At 73.1% G+C, this 25,599-nt stretch carries 27 protein-coding genes and 1 tRNA gene; 12 read left to right on the forward strand and 16 right to left on the reverse strand.

Annotation, left to right across the window (positions count from 1 at the left end; translation table 11 throughout):
- Positions 1 to 48: 48 nt before the first annotated feature.
- Genes RLT58_RS15885 through RLT58_RS15895 form a run of 3 tightly spaced genes read right to left on the reverse strand, consistent with a single transcriptional unit; the run spans position 49 to position 2,356 of the window.
- Positions 49 to 1,179: a hypothetical protein gene (locus tag RLT58_RS15885; protein ID WP_311311038.1), complete on the reverse strand. Its 1,131-nt coding sequence runs from the start codon at positions 1,177 to 1,179 to the stop codon at positions 49 to 51.
- Complete coding sequence (locus RLT58_RS15890; protein WP_311311039.1) at positions 1,176 to 1,772, reverse strand: ankyrin repeat domain-containing protein; 597 nt, start codon at positions 1,770 to 1,772, stop codon at positions 1,176 to 1,178. Before RLT58_RS15890 ends, RLT58_RS15885 begins: the two co-directional genes overlap by 4 nt.
- A gap of 32 nt (positions 1,773 to 1,804) precedes the next feature.
- Entirely contained in the window at positions 1,805 to 2,356 is a 552-nt protein-coding gene (locus RLT58_RS15895) for a GlcG/HbpS family heme-binding protein (protein ID WP_311311040.1), read from the reverse strand.
- Positions 2,357 to 2,612: 256 nt separating this feature from the next.
- Here RLT58_RS15895 and RLT58_RS15900 point away from each other — a divergent pair, with 256 nt between their 5' ends.
- The 3 genes from RLT58_RS15900 (at position 2,613) to RLT58_RS15910 (ending at position 5,064) form a co-directional block, all read left to right on the forward strand.
- Positions 2,613 to 3,857, forward strand: coding sequence for a sensor histidine kinase (locus RLT58_RS15900; protein WP_311311041.1), 1,245 nt, complete (start codon positions 2,613 to 2,615; stop codon positions 3,855 to 3,857).
- Complete coding sequence (locus RLT58_RS15905; protein WP_311311042.1) at positions 3,854 to 4,495, forward strand: response regulator; 642 nt, start codon at positions 3,854 to 3,856, stop codon at positions 4,493 to 4,495. The genes RLT58_RS15900 and RLT58_RS15905 overlap by 4 nt, the downstream gene beginning before the upstream one ends.
- A gap of 71 nt (positions 4,496 to 4,566) precedes the next feature.
- On the forward strand, positions 4,567 to 5,064 hold the full coding sequence (locus RLT58_RS15910) for a hypothetical protein (protein WP_311311043.1): 498 nt from the start codon (positions 4,567 to 4,569) through the stop codon (positions 5,062 to 5,064).
- Positions 5,065 to 5,091: 27 nt separating this feature from the next.
- On the opposite strand, the gene RLT58_RS15915 is transcribed toward RLT58_RS15910, so the two are convergent.
- Positions 5,092 to 5,793 carry a pentapeptide repeat-containing protein gene (locus RLT58_RS15915; RefSeq protein WP_311311044.1) on the reverse strand — a complete coding sequence of 234 codons (702 nt, stop codon included), beginning with the start codon at positions 5,791 to 5,793 and terminating at the stop codon, positions 5,092 to 5,094.
- 110 nt (positions 5,794 to 5,903) lie between these two features.
- On the opposite strand from RLT58_RS15915, the gene RLT58_RS15920 reads away from it, so the two are divergent.
- The gene (locus RLT58_RS15920) at positions 5,904 to 7,103 is read left to right on the forward strand and encodes an NAD(P)-binding protein (RefSeq protein WP_311311045.1); all 1,200 of its coding nucleotides are present in this window, start codon (positions 5,904 to 5,906) and stop codon (positions 7,101 to 7,103) included.
- A gap of 46 nt (positions 7,104 to 7,149) precedes the next feature.
- Entirely contained in the window at positions 7,150 to 8,151 is a 1,002-nt protein-coding gene (locus RLT58_RS15925) for a zinc-binding dehydrogenase (RefSeq protein WP_311311046.1), read from the forward strand.
- A 34-nt stretch (positions 8,152 to 8,185) separates the two neighbouring features.
- Here RLT58_RS15925 and RLT58_RS15930 read toward each other — a convergent pair whose 3' ends face one another.
- Both RLT58_RS15930 and RLT58_RS15935 read right to left on the reverse strand, forming a co-directional pair.
- Positions 8,186 to 8,668 (reverse strand): GNAT family N-acetyltransferase, encoded by a 483-nt coding sequence (locus RLT58_RS15930; RefSeq protein ID WP_311311047.1) that lies wholly within the window; start codon positions 8,666 to 8,668, stop codon positions 8,186 to 8,188.
- Between the two features lie 31 nt (positions 8,669 to 8,699).
- Entirely contained in the window at positions 8,700 to 9,611 is a 912-nt protein-coding gene (locus RLT58_RS15935; RefSeq protein ID WP_311311048.1) for an aminoglycoside phosphotransferase family protein, read from the reverse strand.
- 33 nt (positions 9,612 to 9,644) lie between these two features.
- Between RLT58_RS15935 and RLT58_RS15940 the strand changes: the two genes are divergently transcribed.
- Both RLT58_RS15940 and RLT58_RS15945 read left to right on the forward strand, forming a co-directional pair.
- Positions 9,645 to 10,322, forward strand: a complete 678-nt coding sequence (locus tag RLT58_RS15940) for a rhomboid-like protein (protein ID WP_311314534.1) — start codon at positions 9,645 to 9,647, stop codon at positions 10,320 to 10,322.
- Between the two features lie 46 nt (positions 10,323 to 10,368).
- Positions 10,369 to 11,769 (forward strand): NAD(P)/FAD-dependent oxidoreductase, encoded by a 1,401-nt coding sequence (locus RLT58_RS15945; protein ID WP_311311049.1) that lies wholly within the window; start codon positions 10,369 to 10,371, stop codon positions 11,767 to 11,769.
- 16 nt (positions 11,770 to 11,785) lie between these two features.
- Here the strand turns inward: RLT58_RS15945 and RLT58_RS15950 are convergent, their stop codons facing one another.
- Both RLT58_RS15950 and RLT58_RS15955 read right to left on the reverse strand, forming a co-directional pair.
- Positions 11,786 to 13,195: an HAL/PAL/TAL family ammonia-lyase gene (locus tag RLT58_RS15950; protein WP_311311050.1), complete on the reverse strand. Its 1,410-nt coding sequence runs from the start codon at positions 13,193 to 13,195 to the stop codon at positions 11,786 to 11,788.
- A complete protein-coding gene (locus tag RLT58_RS15955) occupies positions 13,192 to 14,202 on the reverse strand; it encodes an amidase family protein (protein WP_311311051.1) in 1,011 nt (336 codons plus the stop codon). The genes RLT58_RS15950 and RLT58_RS15955 overlap by 4 nt, the downstream gene beginning before the upstream one ends.
- 22 nt (positions 14,203 to 14,224) lie before the next feature.
- Between RLT58_RS15955 and RLT58_RS15960 the strand changes: the two genes are divergently transcribed.
- Entirely contained in the window at positions 14,225 to 14,437 is a 213-nt protein-coding gene (locus RLT58_RS15960; RefSeq protein WP_311311052.1) for a hypothetical protein, read from the forward strand.
- Positions 14,438 to 14,454: 17 nt separating this feature from the next.
- Here the strand turns inward: RLT58_RS15960 and RLT58_RS15965 are convergent.
- A tRNA-Thr gene (locus RLT58_RS15965) sits at positions 14,455 to 14,528 on the reverse strand.
- A 178-nt stretch (positions 14,529 to 14,706) separates the two neighbouring features.
- Between RLT58_RS15965 and RLT58_RS15970 the strand changes: the two genes are divergently transcribed.
- The 3 genes from RLT58_RS15970 (at position 14,707) to RLT58_RS15980 (ending at position 17,209) form a co-directional block, all read left to right on the forward strand.
- Positions 14,707 to 15,843 (forward strand): ABC transporter ATP-binding protein, encoded by a 1,137-nt coding sequence (locus RLT58_RS15970; protein ID WP_311311053.1) that lies wholly within the window; start codon positions 14,707 to 14,709, stop codon positions 15,841 to 15,843.
- Positions 15,844 to 16,049: 206 nt separating this feature from the next.
- Complete coding sequence (locus RLT58_RS15975) at positions 16,050 to 16,463, forward strand: hypothetical protein (protein WP_311311054.1); 414 nt, start codon at positions 16,050 to 16,052, stop codon at positions 16,461 to 16,463.
- A 35-nt stretch (positions 16,464 to 16,498) separates the two neighbouring features.
- Positions 16,499 to 17,209, forward strand: a complete 711-nt coding sequence (locus RLT58_RS15980; RefSeq protein WP_311311055.1) for a nucleotidyltransferase family protein — start codon at positions 16,499 to 16,501, stop codon at positions 17,207 to 17,209.
- Positions 17,210 to 17,285: 76 nt separating this feature from the next.
- Here RLT58_RS15980 and RLT58_RS15985 read toward each other — a convergent pair whose 3' ends face one another.
- The 7 genes from RLT58_RS15985 to RLT58_RS16015 form a co-directional block, all read right to left on the reverse strand.
- The gene (locus tag RLT58_RS15985) at positions 17,286 to 18,875 is read right to left on the reverse strand and encodes a DoxX family membrane protein (protein WP_311314535.1); all 1,590 of its coding nucleotides are present in this window, start codon (positions 18,873 to 18,875) and stop codon (positions 17,286 to 17,288) included.
- 250 nt (positions 18,876 to 19,125) lie between these two features.
- Positions 19,126 to 20,082: a 23S rRNA (guanosine(2251)-2'-O)-methyltransferase RlmB gene (gene rlmB, locus RLT58_RS15990; RefSeq protein ID WP_311311056.1), complete on the reverse strand. Its 957-nt coding sequence runs from the start codon at positions 20,080 to 20,082 to the stop codon at positions 19,126 to 19,128.
- Between the two features lie 82 nt (positions 20,083 to 20,164).
- Positions 20,165 to 21,568, reverse strand: a complete 1,404-nt coding sequence (gene cysS / locus RLT58_RS15995) for a cysteine--tRNA ligase (RefSeq protein WP_311311057.1) — start codon at positions 21,566 to 21,568, stop codon at positions 20,165 to 20,167.
- 102 nt (positions 21,569 to 21,670) lie between these two features.
- Positions 21,671 to 22,075 carry a PPOX class F420-dependent oxidoreductase gene (locus tag RLT58_RS16000; protein ID WP_311311058.1) on the reverse strand — a complete coding sequence of 135 codons (405 nt, stop codon included), beginning with the start codon at positions 22,073 to 22,075 and terminating at the stop codon, positions 21,671 to 21,673.
- 125 nt (positions 22,076 to 22,200) lie between these two features.
- Positions 22,201 to 22,713: a 2-C-methyl-D-erythritol 2,4-cyclodiphosphate synthase gene (gene ispF / locus RLT58_RS16005; RefSeq protein ID WP_311311059.1), complete on the reverse strand. Its 513-nt coding sequence runs from the start codon at positions 22,711 to 22,713 to the stop codon at positions 22,201 to 22,203.
- Positions 22,703 to 23,449, reverse strand: a complete 747-nt coding sequence (ispD, locus tag RLT58_RS16010; RefSeq protein WP_311311060.1) for a 2-C-methyl-D-erythritol 4-phosphate cytidylyltransferase — start codon at positions 23,447 to 23,449, stop codon at positions 22,703 to 22,705. Before ispD ends, ispF begins: the two co-directional genes overlap by 11 nt.
- 340 nt (positions 23,450 to 23,789) lie before the next feature.
- Positions 23,790 to 24,272: a CarD family transcriptional regulator gene (locus tag RLT58_RS16015; RefSeq protein ID WP_006380568.1), complete on the reverse strand. Its 483-nt coding sequence runs from the start codon at positions 24,270 to 24,272 to the stop codon at positions 23,790 to 23,792.
- A 629-nt stretch (positions 24,273 to 24,901) separates the two neighbouring features.
- On the opposite strand from RLT58_RS16015, the gene RLT58_RS16020 reads away from it, so the two are divergent.
- Entirely contained in the window at positions 24,902 to 25,573 is a 672-nt protein-coding gene (locus RLT58_RS16020; protein WP_311311061.1) for a copper chaperone PCu(A)C domain-containing protein, read from the forward strand.
- Positions 25,574 to 25,599 lie beyond the last annotated feature (26 nt).

The raw sequence follows: 25,599 nt of genomic DNA on the forward strand, positions 1-25,599 counted from the left end.
GACTCCGGGAGCGCGGATCCCCAGGGGGCGCGCACCGGTCCCCGGCCGTCACAGCACCGCGATCCCCAGCGGGCGTTCACCTGCCTTCAGCCGGACCGGGGGTGACGTCCCGTCGAGGCGGACGACGGTGATCCCGTTCCAGTAGCCGTCCCGGGTGAAGCCCCCGGTGACATACGCCGTGCGGCCGTCCCCGGACACCGCCACGTCCTCGTGCGGACCGTCCAGCGGCACCACGCGCTCGGTGCCGTCCGGCTTCCGCACGGTCAGCGAGGCGTCCTCGTCGCCGGCGGCGACGGGGCCCGTACCGACGACGAGCAGGGTGCCGTCGGGGGTCAGCGCCGCCCCGTGCTGATGGGTGTCGGCCGTCATCCGCTCGACGGCGACCTCGCCGGTGCGCGGGTCGAGCACCGCGAGCCGCTCGCCCTCGAACGGCAGCAGCAGCTTCCCGTCCGCCCTGACCACCGCGTAGTGCGGCTTCAGCCAGGAGCCGAGACCTCCCTCGGTGCCGTAGGGGGCGACCTCCATGCGCCGGGTGCGCAGCGTGTCCGTACGCACGGACGTCACGTCGAAGGAGTCGTGGCCGGTGGCGTACACCTCCCGGCCGTCGCGCGAGACGTCCACGTCGAAGGGGCGGCGCCCGATTGGAACGGTGCCGGTCACCTCGCGGGTCCGGGTGTCGATGACCTCCAGCACCCCGCGGCCGTCGGGCACGTTGACGCCGACGTAGACGTGCCGGCCGTCGGGGGCCAGGGCGATGCCCATGCCACCGCCCCGGTACTCGCCGGTGGTCACCGGGCCGGTCGGCGTCGCGTACGGGATGCGGGCCAGGCGGGTGCGGCTGCGGGTGTCGACGACCGCGACGCCCTCGGCGGTGGCCACCCAGGCCCGGCCGTCCGCGCCGACCGCCACGCCGTACGGGGCGGTACCGACCTCGACCCGGGCGAAGGTGCCGCGCTCCGGATCGACGAAGCTCACCGTGTCCCCGCCGAAGTCGGCGACGAGCAGCGTGCCTTCGGGGGTGGCCCCGGTCCTCACCCCCGCGGTGGGGGCCTGCGCGGCCGGGGCACTCGCGGTGGGAGCACTCGCGGCCGGGGTGCTCGCGGTGGGGGACGTCTCCGCCGCGCAGCCCGCGAGCACCGCCGCCGAGGCCAGCGTCAGGACCGCCCGGCGGGCCCTCACCGGGCGCCCCTCAGCAGCGCCGCGATCTCCGTGAACCCGCGCCGCTCCGCGTGCGCCAGCGCCGTGACGCCGTCGCCGTCCGGGAGCCCGGGCGTCGCGCCCGCCGCGAGCAGCAGCGCGACGATCTCCTGGTGGGCCCGGCCGCCGTCGCCGAGGATCACGGCCTCCAGCAGGGCCGTCCAGCCCAGCCGGTTGACGTGGTCGACGTCGATGGCGGTGGTCGCCAGCAGCTCCCGTACGTAGCCGACGTGTCCGCGTTCGCAGGCCGGGATCAGCGCGATCCCGCCGAACCGGTTGCGCAGCTTCAGATCGGGTCCGGCCGGCAGCAGGACCCGGAGCATCGCCACGCTGCCGGTGACCCCGGTGGCCAGCCAGGGGCTCTCCTCCCGGCTGTCCTGCGCGTCGGGGTCGGCGCCCGCCCCGACGAGGAGCCGGGCGGCCCCGACGTGGTCGCCGTGGACGGCCAGGAGCAGCGGGGTGCGCAGCTCCTCGTCTCGTACGTCCACCCGGGCGCCGCCCTCGATCGCGGTGCGCACGGCGTCGGTGTCGCCGGTGCGCGCGGCGTCGAGCAACTGGTGATCGAGGGCGTTCATGTCGGTCTCCCGGAGTGGTGGTTGCCGCTGGGCTACTTGGCGAGGGCGGCGACGCCGGCCTGCGCGAACTTCTCGTCGAGGTCGCCGCTGGGCGCGCCGGCCACCCCGATGCCCGCCACCGGGGCGCCCTTGACCTGCACCGGGGCGCCGCCCGCGAGGAACAGGGTGCCAGGGATGTCCTTGAGGTTCGGGGCCTGGTCCAGCCGCTTGGCCAGCTCCGAGGTGGGGGCGTTCCAGGAGACGGCGGTGAAGGCCTTCTTCTCGGCCGACTCGTACGCCTGCGGGCCGGAGCCGTCGCCGCGCAGCGTGAGGATGGTGGTGCCGTTGCGGTCGACGACGGAGACGGCGACGCGCTGGTTCTCCTTCTTCGCCGCGTCGAGGGAGGCCTGCGCGGCCTTCGTGGCGGCGTCCAGCGTCAGGTGCGTGGTCTGCTGGAGGTTGCGGTGGGCGGTGTCGGCCTTGACGGTGGTGGCGGGCGCGGCGGCCGGGGTGGAGGCGTTCGCGGACATCGCGCCGAAGGTGCCGGCCCCGAGGGCGGCGACGGTACCGGTCAGGACACGGGTGCGCAGCGACATCTTCTTCATGGTGGGCTCCTCAGCGGTGGGGCGGGTGGGGCGGGGCGGCCGGGTGGTTCCGGCGGCCCGTTCGTTCCGTGTTCCATCCTGGGTCCGCTTCCGGGGCCGTACGGTCGTCGTACCGGCTCGACAGCGGGTGCGGGACGGCTGATGTCCCCATCGGCCGATCGGTTGATGCGGACCGGGTCCTTCGGGGTGACGATGGAATGTCCGTGCAGGTCAGCGCGGTGCCCCGGCGGGGCCCGGTGAGGAGCAGAGGTAGAAGGTGGAGCAGCGAAGCCGCTCGGCGCGGGAGACCGGCCGGGCCGACGACGCCGGCACGCGCGCCCTCGCCCTGCTCATGCACGCGGCGTTCTTCCTGCTGCTGGGTGCCTCGCTGACCCGGTTCCTGCTGCGGCACCCGGGCGAGGCCCGCACCCCGTGGATCATCGGCCTGTCGGTCGCCCTGGCCGCCCTGTACGTACTCGGTCCGGTCCTCGGTTCGCGCCCCACCCCGCGCAGACTCGTCTGGCTCGGGGTGCTCGTCGCCGTGTGGATGGTCCTCGTCGTGCTCGCGCCGAGCTTCGCGTGGTGCGCGGTCCCGCTCTTCTACACCGGGCTGCGGATCCTGCCGCCGCGCGCCGCGCTGGCCCTGGTCGCGCTGCTCACGCTGTTCGTCGTCGCCGCGCAGCTGCGGCTCGCGCACGGCTTCGACCCCAACCTCGTGCTCGCCCCGCCCGCCGTCGCCGCCGTCGCCACCGCCGTCTTCGTCCATATGCAGCGCCAGGCCGCCACGCAGGCCGAGCTCATCGACGACCTGCTCCGCACCCGCCGCGAACTGGCCGCCACCGAGCGGCGCGAGGGCACCCTCGCCGAACGCCAGCGGCTCTCCATGGAGATCCACGACACCCTCGCCCAGGGCCTGTCCAGCCAGCAGATGCTGCTCCAGGCCGCCGACCGCACCTGGGACAGCGACCCGGGGACCGCCCGCCGCCATGTCCGTACGGCCACCGGCATCGCGGAACGCAACCTCGCCGAGGCCCGCCGCTTCGTCCACGACCTCGCCCCGGCCGACCTCGCCGAGGGCGGCGGCCTGGACGCGGCGCTGCACGCCCTCGCCGCCCGCGAGACCGCGCAGGCGCAGGGCCGGCTCACCGTCCGCTGCCATGTGGAGGGCGCCCCGCACACCGTGCTCCCGGACCGGGTGCAGTCCGCGCTGCTGCGGATCGCCCAGGGCGCACTGGCCAATGTCACGGAGCACGCGGGCGCAACCGAGGCCGCCGTCACCCTCACCCACCTCGACGACCGGACCGTCCTGGACATCGCCGACAACGGCCACGGCTTCACCCCCGACGCGGCCGCCGGTCCGCCGGGCGGGGTGCGCGGGCACGGGCTGCCCGCGATGCGCGCCCGGCTGCGCCAGCTCGGCGGCAACCTGACCATCGAGTCCGCCCCCGGCGAGGGCACCGTGGTGACCGCCACCGTGCCCGGCCACCCCGCCGCCCCTCCCATCCCCCAGGACCCCGCATGACCGCCGCCGCGCACCCGCCCGTCCGCATCCTGCTCTGCGACGACCACGCCGTCGTACGCGCCGGGCTGCTCGCCCTCCTCGGCAGCGAACCCGACATCGAGGTCGTCGGCGAGGCCGGCAGCGGCGAGGAGGCCGTCGCGCTCGCCGCCCGGCTCGCCCCCGACGTCGTCCTGATGGACCTCCAGCTGGGCCAGGGCATCGACGGCGTCGAGGCCACCCGGCGGATCGCGGCCACCGCCGCCGGCACCCATGTCCTGGTCCTCACCACCTATGACACGGACGCCGACATCACCCGCGCCATCGAGGCGGGCGCCACCGGCTATCTGCTGAAGGCGGAGCGCCCGGAGGAACTCTTCGCCGCGATCCGCTCGGCCGCCCAGGGCCGCACCACGCTGTCCCCGCCCGTCGCCAGCCGCGTCATGGCCCGGATGCGCAAGCCGCTGCCCACCCTCACCGACCGCGAGCGCGACATCCTGGGCCAGCTCTCCCGGGGGCTGGGCAACCGGGACATCGCCCGCGCCCTGTTCATCAGCGAGGCCACGGTCAAGACCCACCTGGGCCGGATCTACGACAAGCTCGGCGTCGACACCCGCGCCGGGGCGGTCGCCGTGGCGAAGGAGCAGCGCCTGCTGCCGTGAGCGGGCGGCCTCAGGACCTCCCTCCGGGCCGCCGGTCCGGAGCGACACGCCGGGCATGACACCATCGAACCGTGCTCGACATCGGCTACTCCCTCTCCCGGCGCTTCCCCGATCCCCCGCAGACCGACTACCGCCGAGCGGACGTCCACGCCCTGCGGCACGATCTGTTCTCCGGGGACGTCTACCTCGCGGACACCAAGGAGGACCGCGAGGTGTCCACAGCCTGGGGATGGGTGCCCGTGCTCGACTTCGCCTGGGCCCTGTGCGACATCGTCGAGCAGATCGACCAGGACCCGCGCGGCAACCGCTCGCACCGCCGCCAGTTCGCCGAACTCGACTTCACCGAGTCCTCCGACCGGATGCTCTTCGAGCGCCGCTTCGGCTGGGTCGACGTCGAGGCCGACTGGATGCCGGCCGAGGAGGCGCCCCTCACCTTCGGCCACTCCGTGCTGCGGCGCGAGGCCCGCGACTTCCTGCACGACCTGATCGCCGACCTCGCCGACATGCACGAGGGCCTCGCCGACAACCCCGCGATCTGGGACCTCCAGGCCCGCTTCCCCCGCCTCTGACCGGCAGCCCCCGCCTCCGGGGGCGTCTCACGCCTCCACGCGCACCCCGATCTGCGCCGCGAACGCCGGAGCCAGCTCCATCAGCTGCACCGGGCTGATCACCGCACCCGCCAGCCGCTCCACCCCACGCGCGATGTCCAGCTCCGCGACCGTCCGCAGATCCACCGACTCCATCCGCACCGCGCTGAAGTCCGCCCGCTTCAGCACACAGTCCCGGAACTCCACCCGGGCCAGCTGCGCACTCCCGAAGTCCGGCTCCGAGAGCACACAGCCCTCGAACACGACATCCTTGAGCCGGGCCTCGCGCAGATTCAGGTAGTCGATCTTCCCGCCGCGCACCAGCACCCGCTCCAGGACCGCACCGTGCAGCTGCACCCCGCCCAGCCGCGCGTCCACGATCTCCACATCGCGCAGCGACGCCCCGGCGAGATCGGTGCCCACGCCCCGTACGCCCGTCAGCACCGAGTCCAGGAAGCGGGCCCTGCCCAGCTCCGTGCGGTCCAGGGAGCAGCCCTCCAGCGCGCAGTCCATGAACCGCGCGCCCGGACCGGCCTCGTCCGCCAGGTCCGCGGCGGAGAACCGCACGCCGTCGTAGTCCCCGTCCGGCTCCAGGCCGCCGCCCTCGTACTCCACGAGCGGAGGCAGCCGCACCTGCGGCCGTCGCGCCTCGGCGACCCCGCCCCTGCCCGCCCTGCCCGTACCGCCACCGATCCCACCACTGCGCACCATGCCCCCATCGTGACGCACGCCACTGACAACGCGGCACCGCCGATGTCACATCCGGGCCCCCGGCATCCGTCCCGTATCCATACACACCTCCAGCGAAGGAGACCGGGACCATGCAGCGCATCCATGTCGTCGGCGGCGGCCTCGCCGGGTTCACCGCGGCCGTGACCGCGGCCGAGTCCGGCGCCCTGGTCACCGTCCACGAGGCCCACCACACCCTCGGCGGACGGGCCAGGACGGCGGAAGGGCCCTACCTCACCAACGAGGGGCCGCACGCCCTCTACCGCCACGGACCCCACTGGGCCTGGCTCGACCGGCGCAACCTCCTCGGCCCCACCGTCACCGTGCCTCCCCTCGAAGCCACCCGGCTCCGCTTCCGCCACCGCGGCACCCTGCGCCGCACCCCGCCCCTGGCCCTCCTGCGCCTCAGCCGCCGCGACGCCGCCCACGCCCCCGTCGACACCGACTTCCGCACCTGGGCCACCGCACAGGCCGGCGAGGAGGGGGCACGGGCCGCGGCCCACTACGCCGCCGTCGCCCTCTTCCACCACGACCCCGGCAGCCTCTCCGCCGCGTTCGTCCAGGAACGGCTGCGGCGCGCCGCCGCCCTGCCGCCCGAGGCCCGCTACCCCGTCGGCGGATGGGCCCAGATCGTCGACCGGATGGCCGCCCGCGCCTGGAACCTCAGCGTGCGCATCGAGACCGCGTCCCGGATCGACGCCGCCGCCCTCGACACCCTCGCCCGCACCGGCCCGGTCGTCGTCGCGACCTCCCTCGACTCCGCGCGCACCCTCCTCGCCGACCCCGCGCTCACCTGGCCCTCCGGCCGCACCGCCCTCGTCGACCTCGCCCTGCGCACCCGGCGCGGCGACGCGTTCGCCGTCTCCGACCTCGACGCCCCCGGCTGGATCGAACGCTTCACCGCCCAGGACCGCACCCTGGCCCCGGCCGGCGAACAGCTCGTCCAGGGGCAGTTCCCGCTGGCTCCCGACGCACCCCGCGCCGACGGGATCGCCCGCGCCGAGGACCTTCTCGACCTGGGCTTCCCCGGCTGGCGCGAGCGTACGGTCCGGCGCCGCGAGGCCCTCGCCACCGGGCGCACCGGAGCGGTCGACCACCCCGGCACCACCTGGCGCGACCGGCCCGCCATCGACCGCGGCAACGGCATCTACCTCGCCGGCGACCAGGTCGCCGCCCCCGGTCTCCTGAGCGAGGTGTCCTTCAACAGCGGCATCGAGGCGGCGCTGCTCGCCCTGAAGGCCACCGAACACCCCACGGCCTCCCGCACCTCACTTGACCTCAAGCACGCTTGAGGTCAGAGGGTGGGCTCACCGAGACCCACACCCCGGGGAGCCCACCATGCACGCCGTACGCCTCCACGCCTTCGGCCCCGCCGAGAACCTCGTCCACGAGCGCACCGACGACCCCGTGCCCGGCCCCGGCCAGGTCCGCATCGCCGTCCGCGCGGCCGGCGTCCACCTCCTCGACACCGCCCTGCGCCAGGGCCTGACCGGACCGTTCCCCGCCCCCACCCCACTGCCCACCGTCCCCGGCCGCGAGGTCGCCGGCACCGTCGACGCGCTCGGCGAGGGCACCGACCCCGCCTGGCTCGGCCGGGACGTCGTCGCCCACCTCGGCAACGTCCCCGGCGGCTACGCCGAACGCGCCGTCACCGAGGCGGACCGGCTGCACCCCGTGCCCGAGGGGCTCGGCCACGCCGAGGCCGTCGCCATGATCGGCACCGGCCGCACCACCCTCGGCATCCTCGCCTTCACCCCGCTCGGCCCGGACTCCGTCGTGCTGGTCACGGCGGCCGCGGGCGGCATCGGCACCCTGCTCGTCCAGTACGCGAAGAACGCCGGGGCCACCGTCATCGGCCTCGCCGGCGGCCCCGCGAAGACCGCCCTCGTCCGGGCCAACGGCGCCGACCTCGCCATCGACTACACCCGCCCCGACTGGCCGCGCCACGTCCGTACCCACCTCGACACCCTCGGCCGCCGGGCCACCGTCCTGTACGACTCCGTCGGCTCCACCACGGCCCGCGCCGGCGTCGACCTCCTCGGCAGGGGCGGCCGGCACATCGTCTACGGCTGGTCCGGCGGCGGATTCCACGACGGCCGGCCCCTCACCTTCACCGAGGAGGAACTCACCGCCCGGGGCATCACCTCCGAGAACGTCCTCGGCCCCGCCATGATCCGGCAGGGCGGCGGCCTGCGCGCCCTGGAGACCCGCGCCCTCGCCGAGGCCGCGGCGGGCCGCCTGCGCCCGGCGGTCCAGCGCTATCCGCTCGCCCGCGCGGCCGACGCCCACCGCGCGCTGGAGACCCGCGGCACCACGGGCAAGGTCGTCCTGATCCCCTGATCCCCTGATCCCCCGACGCCGGGCCCGGGGCCGGTCAGGCCCCGGCCCCGCCCAGCTCCGCCAGCGCCCCGTCCGTGAGCCGGTAGACCGTCCACTCGTCCTGCGGGCGGGCGCCCAGCGACTCGTAGAAGGCGATGGACGGGGCGTTCCAGTTCAGCACCGACCACTCCAGGCGCTCGTACCCGCGCGCCACACAGATCCGGGCCAGCTCCCGCAGCAGCTTCTTCCCGTGCCCGCCGCCGCGCCGCTCCGGACGGACGTACAGGTCCTCCAGGTAGATGCCGTGCACCCCGCGCCAGGTCGAGAAGTTCAGGAACCACAGCGCGAAGCCGACCGGCTCGCCGTCCTCGTCGGACTCCGCGAGGTGCGCGAAGGCGGCGGGCCGCTCACCGAACAGCGCCTCCCGCAGCTGCTCCTCGGTCACGCGCACCTCGTGCAGCGCCTTCTCGTAGTCGGCCAGCTCACGGATCATCGCGTGGATGACGGGGACATCGGCGGGGACAGCGGTACGAATCATGGGGGCAGCGTAGACAGCCGCGTTCCCGGCCCTACCCCCGGCCCAGCAGCTCGCGGGCGACGGCCGCGTGCTCCGGCACCAGGCGCCGCTCCCCGCTCTCCACGCCCCAGCACGCGTTCTGCAGCACCCGGCCCAGCGTCCACGCCCGCGCACGCGCCCGGTCCAGCCCCAGCGCCTCCGTCAGCAGATCGAACCGCCACCTGACCGCGCCGGCGTCGAACCGGTCGTTCAGCGCGGGCAGCAGCTCGAACCCCGGATCGCCCACCAGCGGCTTCGGATCGATCGCCACCCACCGCCCGGCCCCCTCGCCCGGCCCGGCCAGCACATTGCCGAAGTGCAGATCCCAGTGCAGCAACCGGTCCCCCGGCTCCCCCGCCACCTCGCGCACGGCCGCCGCGCAGTCCCGGACGAGCCGCCGCTCCCCCTCCTCCGCCAGCGCCCGCGCCACGTCCGGCGCCGCCGTCACCATCCGCTCCGCCGCCTCCCCGAGCCCCCGCAGCCCGGACCCGGCGGCCGGCCGCACGGCCGTCAGCCCCGCGAGCAGTTCACCGACCACCCGCACCGCCTCGCGCGCGTCCGCGACCGCCGCCAGCGGACGGTGCGCGTCCAGCCGCTCCAGCAGCATCGTCCCGGTCAACGGGTCGTGCTCCAGCAGCCGCACCGCCCCCGCCGAAGCCGCGCCCCACAGCCGCAGCGCGACCGGCTCCCCCGCCGTCTCCTCGTCCACCAGTTGCAGCTTCAGCACCGCCGGCCGCCCGTCCGCCTCCCGCACCACGGGCAGGACCAGCGCACACACCCCGTACCACGCCCCGCCGTCCCGCCGCAGCCCCCACCGCTCCAGGAACTGTGCGGCCGTCCCCGGCAGCGCGGCGACGAACGCCCGCCCGGCGGCCCCGTTGTATGCGGACTGAGTAGCGATCAGCGCATCCGGAATGTCAATCACGCCCACGATCGTAGGAGCGTGCGTCAATCGGCTATGACCCCGAGCCACCCCGCCCCGCCCACCCGGCCCCGCACCTCCCCCGCCCGGTGGCTCCACGGCGTCGGCTCATGGGTCCGCAGCGCCCCCGGCACCTACCTCTGGCTGACGGCCCTGTTCGTCACGACGGTCATCGTCCACCAGATGTCACCCGCCTTCGAGGAGGACTTCCTCCGCCAGCGCTCCACCAACATCCACGAGCTGTCCCAGAACCCCGTACGCGTCCTGATCAGCAGCGCCTTCTGGATCGACGGCGGCGCCTGGCTCCCGTACGCCGTCCTCTACACGGTCTTCCACGCCCCCGCCGAACGCCGCCTGGGCACCCTGCGCTGGCTCACGGTCGCGGCCGCCGCCCACGTCCTGGCCACCCTCGTCAGCGAGGGCATCCTCGCCTGGGCCATCCGCCACGGCCACGCACCCGCCTCCGCCGCCAACACCCTCGACGTCGGCGTCAGTTACGCCCTGGCCGGCGTCGTCGCCGTCCTCACCTACTACGTCCCGCGCCCCTGGCGGTACGTCTACCTCTTCGCCGTCCTCGTCATCTACGGCATCCCCCTGATCACCAGCCCCACCTTCACCGACGTCGGCCACTTCACGGCGGCGCTGATCGGGCTGGCATGCCATCCGCTGACGCGGGACGACCGGCACAAGACGAAACCCGCCTCCGAGCAGTAACGTCCCGCCCACAGGCAGACGGCCACACGGACACAGCAGGGGCGACATGAGCACCGTCAGCACGGTCAACGGCGGCATATCCTTCTGGTACGCGGACCAGGGCACCCCCACGCCCCGCGAACCCCTTCCCGGCGACACCGCGGCCGACGTCTGCATCGTCGGCGGCGGATACACCGGGCTCTGGACGGCGTACTACCTCAAGAAGGCCGTCCCGTTCCTCAACATCGTCGTCCTGGAAGCGAAGTTCTGCGGCTACGGCGCCTCCGGACGCAACGGCGGCTGGCTCTACAACGGCATCGCCGGCCGCGACCGCTACGCGAAACTCCACGGCCACGACGCCGCCGTCCGCCTCCAGCAGGCCATGAACGCCACCGTCGCGGAGGTCGTCCGCGTCGCCGACGAGGAGGGGATCGACGCCGACATCCACCGGGGCGGCGTCCTCGAAGTCGCCCGCACCCCGGCTCAACTGGCCCGTCTCAAGGCCTTCCACGCCGCCGAGACCGCCTTCGGCGAGACCGACCGCACCCTGCACGGCGCCCGCGAGACGGCCGAACGCATCCGCGTCAGCGGGGCCGTCGGCTCCTCCTGGACCCCGCACGGCGCCCGGCTGCACCCCGCCAAACTGGTCCAGGGCCTGGCGGACACGGTGGAGGCGCTGGGCGTCACCCTCCACGACGCGACCCCCGTCACCGAGATCAGACCCAAGCACGCCGTCACCCCCTACGGCACGGTCCGCGCCCCGTACGTCCTGCGCTGCACCGAGGGCTTCACGGCGGGCATCAAGGGCCAGAAGCGCACCTGGCTCCCGATGAACTCCTCCATGATCGTCACCGAACCCCTCTCCGACGCACTCTGGGACACCATCGGCTGGAGCGGCCGCGAGACCCTCGGCGACATGGCCCACGCCTACATGTACGCCCAGCGCACCGCCGACAACCGCATCGCGCTCGGCGGCCGGGGCGTCCCCTACCGCTACGGCTCGGCGACCGACAACGACGGCCGCACCCAGCCCGCCACCATCGAGGCCCTGCGCGACCTCCTCGTCCGCTTCTTCCCCACCACCGCGGGCACCCGCGTCGCCCACGCCTGGTCCGGCGTCCTCGGCGTGCCCCGCGACTGGTGCGCCACCGTCACCCTGGACCGCTCCACCGGCCTGGGCTGGGCCGGCGGCTACGTGGGCTCCGGCGTCGCCACCGCCAACCTCGCCGCCCGCACCCTGCGCGACCTGATCCAGCAGGACTCCGGCCAGACCGCCTCCACCGACCTGACCACGCTCCCCTGGGTCGGCCACAAGGTCCGCCGCTGGGAACCGGAGCCCTTCCGCTGGCTCGGCGTCCACACCCTGTACGCCGCCTACCGCGCGGCGGACCGCCGCGAGTCCGCCTCGCCGCGCCCCGGCACGGACCCGATCGCGAAGGCGGCGGACCGCATCGCGGGACGCCACTGACCGCGGGCGCGGCCCCTCACTCCAGGCCGGCGGCCCGCGCCAGGCTCCCGTCAGCGATCCGGTCGGCCACGTACGCGATGTCGTGGTCCATCCGGCGGTCACGATCGGTGAACGGCACCCGCTCGCGGATCAGGGCGTGCACGCGACGCGCCGCCGGGCCGGCCGACTCCGGCCCGCGCAGTTCGACGGCCTGCACGGCGGCGAGCAGACAGATCGCCGTGACCTGCCGGGTGAGTCCGGTGACCGTGCGCGCGTCGCGTGCGGCAACGGTGGCCATGCTGACCTTGTCCTGGTTGTGGGCCTCCGTCGAGCGGGAGAACACCGTGGCCGGCCCCGCCGCCTTCAGCGCCTCGGCGGTCAGGGCCGACGCGGCGATCTGCATGCCCTTGAAGCCGTGGTGCAGTCCGGCCTCCGCACCGGGCGGGACCAGGTTCCCGGGCAGACCGAGGCTGAAGCGTTCGTCGACGAGCAGGGCCAGCTGACGGTCGAGCAGGTCCGCCACATTGGACACGGCGACCTTCAACGCGTCCATGGCCTGCCCGACATGGCCCGCGTAGAAGTTGCCGCCGTGGTGCAGCCGGCCCTCGTCCACGGCGAACAGCGGGTTGTCCGTCGAGGCGTTCATCTCCGTGGTGATCCAGGGGCCGGCCCAGGCGAGGCTGTCGCGCAGGACACCGACCACCTGCGGGACGCAGCGCAGCGAGTACGGGTCCTGGATGCGCCGCTCCTGGCGCACATGGTCCGCTCCGGCCAACGGCTTCGCGGCCGCGACCAGTTCCTCGTACGTCGTCGTGAGCCGTGAACCGCCCAGCACCCGGCGGATGGACCGGGCGGCGGCCAGCTGCCCGGGGTGCGGTTTGGCGCGGTGGATGAACTCCGCGAAGTGCGAGGCGTTCCCGGTCAGGGCCTCGCAGGCGAGCGCGGTGGTGAGCTCCGCCGCGGTGGCGATCCGTCCCGCGTCGTGCACCACCAGGGCGGCGAAGGCCGTGGTGAACGCGGTGCCGTTGATCAGCGCCAGGCCCTCCTTGGCCTGCAGTTCGACCGGGGCGAGGCCCGCCGCGCGCTGGGCTTCGGCGATCGGCACGGCGCCCTCACCGGTCATCGCCTCGCCCTCGCCGAGCAGCGCGGCGGCGACATAACAGAGCGGCACGAGATCACCGCTCGCGCCCAGCGAACCGCGCTCCGGCACCCTCGGCAGCACATCCGCCGCCACATGCCGCAGCAGCCGGTCGACGACGAGCGGGCGCACCCCCGAGTCGCCGCGCGCCAGGCTGTTGGCCCGGATCAGGACGGTGGCGCGGACCACCTCGGCCGCCGCCCAGGGGCCGACGCCGTTGAGGTGGTACAGGATCAGATTGCGCTGCATGCGGGCCGCCCGGCGCGGGCTGACCTGATGGTCGGCGCTGCCGCCGAATCCGGTGGTCACACCGTAGATCGGCGCGCCACCTGCCAGGAGGTCGTCCCGCATCCGGACGCTGCGGCCTGCGGGAAGACCGGGCCGCCGACGGCGCGGCCGATGTGCCGGGCGAGCTGGATCAGTTCGGCCTCGCTGCCGGGGGGACCCACCAGCTGCATAGTGACCGAGGCCCGGTGGACCGGGTCGATCGCGACGGGCAGCGCCAGGGCGGGCAGCCCGGCGAACGCGGCCACCGGGCAGTAGCCGACGCGCTGCTCGAACTCCGCCTCCCCGGGGTGCGGTACGGCGGCGAGGTCTCCCACAGGTGCGTCCGCCCTGCGGGGCGGGCGGGGGCCACCGGCAACCACACATCGGCGTCGTCCGCCGCGAACGAGGCGGCGGCCCGCTCGCGGGCGCGGTCCTGGGCAGCGCACAGCCGCGCGTACCGGCCCTCGCCGATCGCCGCACCGGCGTCGAGCGCGCGCACCGTGGACGCGTCCAGGCCGTCGTCGAAGCGCTCGCGCCACTCCTGGTAGGTCCGCCACGCCTCGTGGGCGCACAGCTCGTAGGCGGCCGCCCGCTGCTCCCACAGCTCGCCGAGGCGCACCGGCCGCACGTCGTGGCCGTCGGAAGTAGGCGAGGTCGTCGGCGGTCCTGGCCAGCCAGCCCACGGCGTCGAGCCTCGGTGAGAGCGGGAAGACGCCGTCGAGCCCGCCCGGCCGGTGGGTGGTGCGCAGGCCCACCAGGCCGCACGCCGCGGCGGGCAGCCGGGTGGAGGCCACGGTGTCGGTGCCCAGGGCTATGTCGCACACATGGGAGGCCACCGCGACCGCGCTGCCGGTGCTGGAGCCCGACGGGGCCAGGTGCGGGAAGCGCGGGTTGCGGCTGCCGTGGGCCAGCCCGATGCTCAGCTCGGGGGTGACCAGCTTGGTGAGGGCGGACACCCCGCGCAGCTGCCGGACCGCCTCGGCCGTCCTGCGGGGATGGTGGCGGTAACGGCGCAGCCCGAGCCCGGTCGCGAAGCCCGCGACGTCCACGGTTTCCTTGACGCCCAGCCGGATGTCGCCGTCCGTGGGACGCGCGGCCCGCAGGGCGGTGGCGCAGCGGAAGCGCTGGTCCGCCGCCGTGGCCCAGGCGTTCGCCTCGGCCCGCCAGGCGAACGGGTTGACGCTCCCGTCCGCGAGCAGCCTGGCGCGGGTCTCCGCCGGCAGCGCGGCGGCCGGTCCGCCTCCGGAGCCGCAGCCGGCGGCGGCCCCGGGTCACGGTGAGTGATCCCGGGGCTTCTCCAGAGCCCCCTATCGGATTCGAACCGATGACCTACGCATTACAAGTGCGTTGCTCTGGCCAGCTGAGCTAAGGAGGCGTGCCGGAGCAGTGTAACCAACCCCGCACCACGTCCGCGCCGGAATTTCGGCCCCGTCGAACTACTGACAGATTCGAAATGGCCAGGTAGCGTCGCTGAAGGTTCACCCAAGTGGACCAGACCACTCCCTTACTCGGATCGTCCGGCACGTTCCTGCCGGTGGAGGAGAAGAATCAGCATGGCCAGTGTCACGTTCGACAAGGCGTCCCGCGTCTACCCCGGCTCCACGAAGCCGGCGGTCGACCAGCTCGAGATCGACATCGCGGACGGCGAGTTCCTCGTCCTCGTCGGTCCCTCCGGTTGTGGCAAGTCGACCTCCCTGCGCATGCTCGCGGGTCTCGAGGACGTCAACGGCGGTGCCATCCGCATCGGTGACCGCGACGTCACCCACCTGCCGCCGAAGGACCGGGACATCGCCATGGTGTTCCAGAACTACGCGCTCTACCCGCACATGTCCGTCGCGGACAACATGGGCTTCGCGCTGAAGATCGCCGGTGTGAACAAGACCGACATCCGGGCGAAGGTCGAAGAGGCCGCCAAGATGCTGGACCTCACCGACTACCTGGACCGCAAGCCGAAGGCGCTCTCCGGTGGTCAGCGCCAGCGTGTGGCGATGGGCCGTGCCATTGTGCGTGAGCCGCAGGTCTTCCTCATGGACGAGCCGCTGTCGAACCTCGACGCCAAGCTCCGTGTCTCCACCCGTACGCAGATCGCCTCGCTCCAGCGCCGCCTGGGCATCACGACCGTGTACGTCACCCACGACCAGGTCGAGGCCCTCACCATGGGCGACCGGGTCGCGGTCCTCAAGGACGGTCTCCTCCAGCAGGTCGACTCGCCGCGCAACATGTACGACCGCCCGGCGAACCTCTTCGTGGCCGGCTTCATCGGCTCCCCGGCCATGAACCTGGTCGAGGTCCCGATCACCGACGGCGGCGTGAAGTTCGGCAACAGCGTCGTCCCGGTCTCCCGCGAGGCGCTCACCGCCGCCGCGAACCGCGGCGACACGACCGTCACGGTCGGCATCCGCCCCGAGCACTTCGACATCGTCGAGCACGGCGGCGCCGCCGCGAAGTCCCTCACCAAGGACTCCGCCGACGCCCCGGCCGGCCTGGCCGTCTCCGTCAACGTCGTCGAGGAGCTCGGCGCCGACGGCTTCGTCTACGGTGCCGCCGAGGTCGGTGGCGAGCACAAGGACCTCGTGGTCCGCGTCGGCGGCCGTGCCGTCCCGGAGAAGGGCACCAAGCTCCACGTCGTGCCCCGCCCGGACGAGCTGCACGTCTTCGCGACCTCGACGGGTGAGCGTCTCACCGACTGATCCGCACACGCTGTACGGTGGCCCCGCACGATCTTCGTGCGGGGCCACCGCGCGTTGGGGGGTTTGGACGGGCGGGAGCAAATTCCCCGGCACAACGGTCATTTCACTGCGGTTCGTCAACACGCTATTCGAAAAGCACACTCGAACCGTCCCCCGCCAGGGTGACGTAATGTCGCCAAATCATCACCGGCCGCTACGCTCGCTGCGTGACCCACACCGCGCGCCGTATCGGCCGAACTCTCGCTCTCGTACTGCCTGTCGTCATGGTCCTGTCCGGGACCCTCGCGGTCACCGCCGTGCCGTGGGCAGCCAGCAACTCCGACTCGACGATGCTCACCGCGTCGGCCCAGACCGTCTCCAAGCGCGCCAAGGCGCGCTCCCCGCAGGACATCCTGCGCGACCGGCTCCTTCAGGAGCTCCAGGAGAAGGACCCGGGCGTCGCGCTGACGGATCTCCAGCGTGCCGTCGAGGGACGCCCGTCGCTCGCCCGGCACTGCATGTCGATCGCCAAGGCGCTCGGCAAGGCCGCCGTCGAGCAGTACGGCCCGACGCGGGCCCACCGCTTCTCGCGCCCCGTCTGCGACACGTCGTTCGCCTCGGGTGTCGCACAGTTCAGCTGACCGATGCCGGCCGGGCACCGCATATCGTGCCTGGCATGCATACGTTTCCGACGCAGGCCGTGATCCTGGCGGGTGGCCAGGGGTCACGGCTGCGCCCGTACACCGATGACCGCCCCAAGCCGATGGTCGAGATCCCGGGTACCGGGACGCCGATCATCGGCCATCAGCTTTCCTGGCTGGCGGCCGAGGGCGTGACCGACGCCGTCGTGTCGTGCGGGCATCTCGCCGAGGTGCTCCAGGAGTGGCTGGCCGAGGCGGTGCTGCCGCTGCGGGTGACGACGGTGGTGGAGTCCGAACCCCTGGGACGCGGCGGCGGACTGAAGTACGCAGCGGCCCGGCTGCCGGATCCGGAGCAGCCCTGGTACGCGACCAACGGCGACATCTGGACCCGTTTCTCCCTGCGCGAGATGGCGGCCTTCCACGCGGAGCGTGACGCGACCGCGACGCTGGCACTGGCCCGTCCGCGCATCCCCTGGGGCGCCGTGGAGACGGACGCCTTCGGGCACATCACCGACTTCATCGAGTCGCCCCCCTCCCCCTATCTGATCAATGCCGGGGTGTACGTGTTCTCGCCCGCCTTCACGGCGATGCTGCCGGACCGGGGCGACCACGAGCGCACCACGTTCCCCCGGCTGGCCCGCGAACGCAGGCTGGCCGGCTACCCGTTGCCGCACGGAGCGTACTGGCGGGCCATCGACACCGCGAAGGACCTGACGGAGGCGGCTAAGGAGCTGGACGGGCAGTAGAGCGCCCGGACCGACGCAGGCGAGGGGCGGGCCCCGGAGAACTGTCTCCGGGGCCCGCCCCTCGCCTGTGACGCGGTCAGCCGAGGAGGCCGCCGATGGGGTTGCGGCCGCCGCCGCTTCCGTCGCCGCTGCCGCCGGTGGATCCCGCGTCGGGCTCCGAACCGCCGGTGGAGGAGCCGCCGCCGTCGCCCGAGGGGCCGGAGGAGCTGGGGCCCGAGCTGGTGGTGCTCGGGGGCTGCTGCGGGGTGGTCTGCTGCGGAGGCTGCTGACCGGTGCCCTGGGTCTGGCTGGGCTGTCCCGTACCGGCCGCCTGGCCCGACTCGCGGACGGTGTCCGAGGACGGCGTGGAGGCCTCGGCGGACGGGGTACGGGGGGCGGTGCTGCGGGACGGGGACGGCTGCCGGCCCGCCGGGCTGCTGCTGGAGGACGACTTGCCGCCGCGGGACTCGCCGGGGAGCGGGGAGCCGGGGAGCTGGTTGGTCGGGATGCCGTTCGGGCCGGGGACGGTGACGACCTCGGATGAGCGGACGGCGCCACCGAGCATCGAGCCGATGAGCAGCGTGAGGCCGACGACGACGCTCGCGACGACGGCACCGCGCCGCAGCACGCGCCGGCGCAGCTCCCAGATCTCGGAGCGGGGCCCGAGCTTGCGCCAGGCCTCACCGGCGAGGCGCCCGTCGACGGAGTAGACGGGCGCACCCGCGATGATCAGCGGGCTCCAGGCGGCGAGGTAGATGATGTCGGGCGCGTCGTAGACGGCGACGGTCCGCCAGCTGACGGTCACCAGGAGCGCGGCGGACAGCAGCGCGCCGACGGAGGCGGCGACGCGCTGCCAGAGCCCGAGGACGGTGAGGACGCCGACGACGACCTGGAGGAAGGCGATCGTGAGCCCGGCGCCGACGGGGTGGGAGAGCGCGAAGTCGCGCAGCGGCTCGGCGAGGCCCCAGGGGTGCAGCGAGGTCAGCCACTTGACCATGGAGCCGCGGTCGCCGCCGTCGAAGTAGACGGGGTCGCAGAGCTTGCCCATTCCGGCGTAGATGGAGATGAAGCCGAGGAAGACCCGCATCGGGAGCAGGACGACCCCGAGGTTCATCCGGCGGCCGGGGTAGTACGCGTGCCGGACGCTGTCGGCGCCCTGGCGGCGTCCCCTGGTCTCGGTGATGTCCTCGGCGTCGTCGTCGAAGGCGTCGTCGCGGTCGTCACCGCCGTCGGTGCCGTACGGCCCGGTCTCGACGGGGTCGTACGCGCCGACGGCCCGGCGCATGGGCGGCAGCAGGGGGCCGCCGGGGCGGGGCCCGCCGATGACGGGGTTGGGCTGCGTCTCCTCCAGGCGGTCGATGACCTGGGTGCCGGCCCCGCGTCCGTCGAACTCGTAGGACGCGTGGGGCTCGTACGGGTCGTAGGCGGCGTCGGGGCGGCCCGCCGTGGAGTTCCGTACGGCCTGGAGGAGCCCGGTGGCGCCCGGGTCGCCGGGGGCGGACCTGCCGCTCCACACGACGGGGGCGCGGCGGCCGCGTCCTGCTCCGGTGCCGCTCATGGCGGGGATCCTGGGCGCACCGGCGGGGGCCACACCGCGCAGCCGTGCGCGCTGGCCGGGGGCGAGCTGCACCCGGAAGCTGGCGTGGTTGACGATGACCTGCGCAGGGTCGCAGTCCACCTTGGTCATGCTCAGGGCGGGTTGTTCGTCGAACCGAGGCGTTCTGGTGTCCACACTCATCTAACCGAGTGATGTGTGTTTAGGACACTGCCTTGACGGTGCCGAAGTGTCCGAGGCCCGTCAACAGGGAGTGGCGGGGCGCGCCGGGGCGTGCGCACGTGCGGACGCGCCCCCGGCGGACTCCCCCGGGCCCCGGTCGGCCGCCGCCCGTGCGGGTGGTCCCGCGGGGACGGGCCGAACGGCCCGTCCCGGCCGCTGATCAGGCGCGGCGGCGCGCGACCTCGTACATCACGATGCCGGCGGCGACACCGGCGTTGAGCGACTCGGCACCGCCCGGCATGGAGATCCGCACGCGGTAGTCGCAGGTCTCGCCGACGAGCCGGCCGAGGCCCTTGCCCTCGCTGCCGATGACGATGACGACGGGACCGCCGAGGGCCTCGAGGTCCTCCACGGTGTGCTCGCCGTCGGCGGCGAGGCCGACGACGGCGATGCCCTCCTTCTTGTACGCCTCCAGCGCGCGGGTCAGGTTGGTGACCCGGGAGACCGGCGTACGGGCGGCGGTGCCGGCGGAGGACTTCCAGGCCCCGGCGGTCATGCCGGCCGCGCGGCGCTCGGGCACGACGACGCCGTGGCCGCCGAAGGCGGAGACGGAGCGGACGATCGCGCCGAGGTTGCGGGGGTCGGTGACGCCGTCGAGGGCGACGATCAGCGGGTCCTCGCCGTTGTCGTACGCGGCGGCGGTGAGGTCCTGCGGGTCCGCGTACTCGTACGGCGGGACCTGGAGGACGAGGCCCTGGTGGTTCAGCCCGTTCGTCATGCGGTCCAGCTCGGGGCGCGGGGCTTCCATCAGGTTGATGTTGCCGCGCTCGCCGGCGAGCTGGAGGGCCTCGCGGACGCGCTCGTCGTTGTCGATGTACTGCTGGACGTACAGCGTGGTGGCGGGCACGCCGTCGCGCAGGGCCTCGAAGACCGGGTTGCGGCCGACGACCATCTCGGAGGTGCCCTTGACGCCGCCGCGCCGGGGGGCGGGGCGGCGGTTGGCGGCCTGCTTGGCCTTGGCGGTCGCGATGCGGTTCTTCTTGTGCTTCTTGCGGGCCTCGGCGGGCGGCGTCGGTCCCCGGCCTTCGAGACCACGGCGACGCTGGCCACCGCTGCCGACCTGCATGCCCTTCTTGTTGGACGTGCGGCGGTTCCTGCGCTGGCTGTTCCCGGCCATGACCTACCTGTTTCGTTGCTTCAGACGTGCAGACGTATAAGTGAAAGTGTGCCGCCCGGCGGGCCGGGCGGCACATGGAGGACTACTGGCGCGGGCCGAGTGTCCATCGTGGTCCCGCCGGACTGTCCTCGACGACGAGACCGGACTGGTTGAGCTGGTCGCGGATCGCGTCGGCGGACGTCCAGTCCTTGCGCTCGCGGGCGGACTGGCGCTGGTCCAGGACGAGCCGTACGAGCGTGTCGACCACGCCGTGGAGGTCGTCGCCCCGGTCGCTCTCGCCGGCCCAGTGCTCGTCGAGCGGGTCGAGACCGAGGACGCCGAGCATGGCACGGACCTCGGCCAGGCGGGCGACGGCCGCTTCCTTGTCGTCGGCGGCGAGGGCGGAGTTGCCCTGGCGGACGGTGGTGTGGACGATCGCGAGGGCCTGCGGGACGCCCAGGTCGTCGTCCATCGCCTCCGCGAAGGCCGGCGGCACCTCGGTGGCGGGGGCGACGGTCTCCCCGGCCTTCTCGGTGACGCGCTGGACGAAGCCCTCGATCCGCGCGAACGCGGACTCGGCCTCGCGCAGGGCCTCCTCGCTGTACTCGATCATCGACCGGTAGTGCGGGGTGCCGAGGTAGTAGCGCAGCACGATCGGGCGCCAGGCCTTGACCATCTCGCTCACGAGCACCGAGTTGCCCAGCGACTTCGACATCTTCTCGCCGGACATGGTGACCCAGCCGTTGTGCACCCAGTACTTCGCGAACTCGTCGCCGAAGGCCTTGGCCTGGGCGATCTCGTTCTCGTGGTGCGGGAAGATCAGGTCGATGCCGCCGCCGTGGATGTCGAAGGCGGTGCCGAGGTACTTGTGCGCCATCGCGGAGCACTCCAGGTGCCAGCCCGGACGCCCGCGGCCCCAGGGCGTCTCCCAGCTCGGCTCACCGGGCTTGGACGCCTTCCACATGGCGAAGTCGCGCTTGTCGCGCTTGCCGGTCTCGTTGTCGCCGGAGGGCTGGCGCAGGTCGTCCAGGTCCTGGTTGGAGAGCTCCAGGTAGCCGGGGAACGAGCGCACGTCGAAGTAGACGTTGCCGTCGGCGGCGTAGGCGTGGCCGCGCTCGATGAGGCCCCGCATCATCTCGATCATCTCGGGCACGTGCCCGGTGGCACGGGGCTCGTAGGTGACCGGGAGGCAGCCGAGCGCGTCGTAGCCCGCGTTGAACGCGCGCTCGTTCTCGTAGCCGATCGCCCACCACGGGCGGCCCTGCTCGGCCGCCTTCGCGATGATCTTGTCGTCGATGTCGGTGACGTTCCGGACGAACGTCACGTCGTAGCCGCGGTACTCGAACCAGCGGCGCATGATGTCGAAGTTCAGTCCGGACCTGATGTGCCCGATGTGCGGGGCGGCCTGGACGGTCGCGCCACAGAGGTAGATCGAGACACAGCCCGCGGTGAGCGGGACGAAGTCACGGATCTGCCGGGCGCTGGTGTCGTACAGGCGAATAGTCACCCCTCAAGGGTAGTGGCCCCGCACCAGTGCCCCGCGACCCGTTGAAGGATTGCGGGGCACTTGTTACGCCTCCGGAGCCGCCGGGGGCGCGAGCGGGGGGTGTCAGATGCTCCCGACGACCTTCCGGGGGGTGATTCGGACGACGACACGGGGGTCGTCGGCGCCGGAGGAGGGGTTGAAGTCGGCGTACTTCTTGCCCGTGTACTTCACGGACAGCTCGTCGATGAGCTCCTGGCCGCCCTCGCTGCTGAGGGTGGCGGTGCCGCGGATCTCGGCGTAGGTGTACGGGGCGTCGAAGGGCTGGACGACGACGGAGACCCGGGGGTCGCGGGCGAGGTTCTGTTCCTTGCGGCGGCCGGTGGTGGTGGAGATGAGGACGTCGTCGCCGTCCCGCTTCACCCAGACCGGGGACACCTGCGGGCTGCCGTCGGGCTGGATGGTCGCCACGGTGACGAAGACCGGGGTGTCGAGAAGCGCCTTGAGTTCCGGGGAGAGTGCGGCGGTCATGACGTACGTCCTCCTGAGGGATCGGTGATGCCTCTACGCCTACCCCGGGGGCACCGCCCACTCCCCCGTTTCCGGCCGGTGCCCACCGGAAGGGTCAGCGCGGACGGCCCGGCGCGGGCCGCAGCTCAGGCCGTGCGGTAGACCAGCGCGGTCGCGATGCCCGCGATGCCCTCGCCCCGGCCGGTGAAGCCGAGCCCGTCGGAGGTGGCGGCGGAGAGCGACACCGGCGCGCCCACGGCGGCGGACAGCACCTGCTGCGCCTCCTCGCGCCGCTTGCCGATCTTCGGGCGTACACCGACGACCTGGACGGCGACGTTGCCGATCTCGAACCCCTCGGACCGCACGATCCGGGCCGCCTCGGTCAGCAGCGTGACCCCGGCGGCGCCCGACCACTCGGGGCGCCCGGTGCCGAAGTGCTGCCCGAGGTCGCCGAGGCCGGCGGCCGAGAAGAGCGCGTTGCACGCGGCGTGCGCGACGACATCGGCGTCCGAGTGACCGGCCAGACCGGGGCCCTCGCCGTCCCAGCGCAGACCCGCGCACCACAGCTCGCGGCCCTCCTCGAAGGCGTGGATGTCGGTGCCGATGCCGACGAGCGGGATCACGGGCGCCGCGGGCCCCCCTGAGCTGTCAGAAGCCATCGTTCGCCCTCCTGCGTGCGAGAACCGCCTCGGCCAGGACCAGGTCCAGCGGCCGGGTCACCTTGAACGCCTCTTCGTGGCCGGGGACGACCACGACGGGCGCGCCGAGCTGTTCGACCATGCCCGCGTCGTCGGTGGCGCCCTCGCCGCTGACGGCGACCCGCTCGTGCGCGCGGACCAGGGTGTCGCGGTCGAAGCCCTGCGGGGTCTGCACCGCCCGGAGCCTGGCCCGTACCGGAGTGGAGAGCACCGGCTCGGGCTCCCCCGGCGCACCGGGCTCGACCTCCTTGACGGTGTCGGCGAGCGGCAGTGCGGGGACCACGGCGGGCGCCCCGTCGCGTACGGCCGCGATCACGGCGTCCACGGTGTCGACGGGCACCAGCGGGCGCGCGGCGTCGTGCACGAGGACGACGGAGATGTCGTCGGGGAGCGCGGCCAGGCCGAGCCCCACCGACTCCTGGCGGGTCTCGCCGCCGGGCACGACGAGGAATTCGGTGCGTTCGGGCAGGGCGTGCTCGTCGAGCAGCGTCCTGACCCCGGGGGCCCCGTCCGGCGGTGCGACGACCACGACGAGGGAGACCTGGCGGGAGGCCGCCATGGCCCGTACGGCGTGGATGAGCATGGGCGTCCCGCCCAGCGCGCGCAGCGCCTTGGGGGCGCCGGGGCCCAGCCGTACGCCGCGGCCGGCCGCGGGAATCACGGCGGCCGTGCGGTGAGGACGCGGTTGATCAGACATCGGTTGCACTCCGAAGCATCGGCATGTTTGTCTTCACGGCCGACGTGGGTATGGCCACAAGCGAGCCGGGCGCTACGCCATGACTCGACCGGGACCCTTTCCGTGACCCCGGGCGAGACCAGGGACCGCCCCGGCCGCTCGGGATCGTCGACTTCACAAGATCGCGAGCAAAGTACCGGGGGATCGTCGGTAGGGCCAACGCACCATGTCCTGGGTTCATGCCACAGCCCGGACATGCCGCAGCGCCCGACGACACAGCGCATAACGGCTGGTCAGCAGGCACCGCGGCACATTATCTACGGCCGGTGCGATCCGGCCGTAGTGGCCGGTGCGATCCGGTTCAGGATGCGAGGACCTCGTCGAGGAGAGCCTCGGCCTTGTCCTCGTTCGTGTTCTCCGCGAGAGCGAGCTCACTCACCAGGATCTGGCGAGCCTTGGCGAGCATGCGCTTCTCACCTGCGGAGAGTCCGCGCTCACGCTCGCGACGCCACAGGTCACGAACCACTTCGGCGACCTTGATGACATCGCCGGAGGCGAGCTTCTCGAGATTTGCCTTGTAGCGCCGGGACCAGTTCGTCGGCTCCTCGGCATACGGTGCGCGCAGCACCTCGAAGACCCGGTCCAGCCCTTCCTGCCCGACTACGTCGCGCACACCCACGAACTCCGCATTGTCCGCCGGTACACGCACCGTCAAGTCGCCCTGAGCGACCTTGAGCACCAAGTAGGTCTTGTCCACGCCTTTGATCTGGCGAGTTTCGATAGCCTCGATCAGCGCGGCCCCGTGATGGGGATAGACCACGGTGTCGCCAACCTTGAACGTCATGTGACAGGTACCCCTTCCGTGGCTATCAAGCGTAACACGAGAACTGCTTCTCCTGAATGGCGTTTTCGCAGGTCAGGGCATATCTCGGGGCTTGACAACTGCGACACGGACGTGCTGCGGAAGGCTCGCGGACGACGGTATTCGCAGGTCGGAGCGGCTGTACGGGCAGGGAGAAACGCGGACGTTACACGCACCGGAACCCGCTGCGAAGTGGCCGAACGTCCCGTTTTGCGTGGTTCAGGATGGTGAACTTTCCGTACTCCGTTCGGTGATCGCTCACCCGTACGGCGGTAAGTGCGGCGGTAAGTGCCGGGGGCCAATGAAATTGATCAACGTACGGCCGGCCCCGGGATTAAGTGCAATGAATGCGCCACGGCCCGTGAACAGCGCGGAAGCCGGACGAACGCCCACGGAATTGATCAAGCCTGTTATGTGAACGGCGTGCGAAAGAACCGCGCGGGAGAACGCGCACGATCCGGCGTGCGATCCCCGCGCCGCCCAAGGGGCGGGTCGGGTGCGGGGCGGCGGACGGGGCTCGGTAACCTGACGGCTGACAGACCCTTAGGGCGGCTTTACACCGCTCGCCCCACCCGTCCGTACGTCCGCTCGTTCAAGGAGTTGCCGCCGCCGTGAGCCGCAGCCTTCGACACGGCGCCCTCGCCGCCACTGCCATCGCGTTCTCGATCGCCGCGCTTTCCGCATGTGGTGCGGGCAACAACGCGCAGACGCTCGAAGTCAGGCCTGACAACGCCGCCACCTCGGTCGGCGCGATCAAGATCCAGAACGCCAACGTCATCACGCAGCCCGAGGACGGTGCCAAGGGCCCGGCCGTCGTCGCCGCCACGCTGTTCAACAACGGCACCAAGGCGGAGACCCTGGACTCCATCACCCTGACGGGCAGCAGCGGCTCCGTGCAACTGCACCCGGCCGAGGGCTCCGGCCCGGTCGTCGTCCCGGCCGGCGGGCGTGTGGTCCTCGGCGGCAAGGGCAACGCCGCCGCCGTGATCGCCAACGGCAGCGAGGCCGCGCAGAACGGCAACGTGCAGCCGCTGGTCTTCAAGTTCAGCCGCAGCGGCGACATCACACTGGGCGCCTCCGTCGTCCCCGCGAAGCACTACTTCGAGGGCTTCGGCCCCAGCTCGCTCCCCGAGCCGCCCAAGCTGCCCTCGGAGTCGCCCGAGGCGACCCCGTCCGGTTCCGCGTCCGGGACCCCGGGCGGGCCGTCGGAGACCCCCTCGGGCTCCGCGAGCAACTCGGTCACCCCGACCGACGCCGCCTCCGACTCGGCGCAGCCGGGCTGATCCCGCGCGGCACGCACGCACATACG

The sequence above is a fragment of the Streptomyces sp. ITFR-16 genome (genome assembly GCF_031844705.1).
GTDB lineage: Bacteria > Actinomycetota > Actinomycetes > Streptomycetales > Streptomycetaceae > Streptomyces.